The sequence below is a fragment of the Polaribacter sp. YIW18 genome (genome assembly GCF_057219325.1).
In genome coordinates this window covers 1-1,010 of sequence record NZ_JBXVVE010000027.1, presented here as the reverse complement: position 1 = coordinate 1,010, position 1,010 = coordinate 1, and the positions used below count along the sequence as shown (strand labels likewise).

General features: G+C 30.2%; 1 protein-coding gene. It reads left to right on the top strand.

The genetic code is table 11. The features are described from left to right. Window positions 1-103 precede the first annotated feature (103 nt). The gene (locus AC2D6T_RS12010; RefSeq protein ID WP_484681648.1) at window positions 104-997 is read left to right on the top strand and encodes an IS982 family transposase; all 894 of its coding nucleotides are present in this window, start codon (window positions 104-106) and stop codon (window positions 995-997) included. Window positions 998-1,010 lie beyond the last annotated feature (13 nt).

Here is a 1,010-nt window from a genome sequence, read left to right as displayed (position 1 = left end):
ACCTGAGTTCGATTAATATTTAGATAGATTTTATTAGTAAAGAAGATAGATTTTTAGTAAATTAAGGCTCTGAATATCAATTTATTAATCTAAAAATCTATCTATGATAATCTACTCTAAAATTACTGAAATATTCTGTATTGTTGATGAATTTTGCAAAGAATTTGACCAATTAGTCGATAAACACCTTTTAGGGAATCCATCAAAGCGTCCATCCACTATGTCAAAAAGTGAGGTAATTACTATTACCATTTTGTTTCAGTTAAGTGGATTTAGAACCTTCAAGCATTTTTACATTTATTACCTGCAAAAGCATATGCGAAATGATTTCCCTAACACAGTTTCATACAACAGATTTACAGAGCTTATGCAGCAAAGCTTAATGCCAATGACTTTGTTTTTAAAGACCTGTTGTTTGGGCGATTCTACAGGCATCTCTTTTGTAGACTCTACACCTATTAGAGTTTGTAAACCCAAACGAATTAAAAACAATAAAGTTTTTAAAGGCATTGCTACCACTGGTAAATCTACTATGGGGTGGTTTCATGGTTTTAAACTACATATTGTTATAAACGATAAAGGTGAGATCTTAAACTTTACCATAACACAGGCTAATGTTGATGATAGAACACCTTTAAAAAAGAAGTCTTTTCTAAATAAAATCTATGGAAAAATATACGCCGATAAAGGCTATATAGGTAAAGATTTAATGCAGATTCTTTTTACTGATGGATTGCATTTAATTACGCATATTAAAAATAATATGAAGAATTCTTTAATGACAATGAGTGATAAAATTTTACTTCGCAAACGCTCTGTTATAGAAACTGTAAATGACGAACTTAAAAACATCTGTCAAATTGAACATTCTAGACATAGAAGCTTTACTAATTTCTTGTCTAATATTGTTGCAGGGCTTATTGCCTATAGCTTTTTACCTAAAAAGCCGTCCATAAAATACCAGACAGTCAAAACAAATCAACTTGCATTTTATTAATCGAACTCAGGTT

Bases quoted from the DNA above. Each gene is read 5' to 3' on its own strand.
- AC2D6T_RS12010 (WP_484681648.1), top strand. From the start codon at position 104: ATGATAATCTACTCTAAAATTACTGAAATATTCTGTATTGTTGATGAA.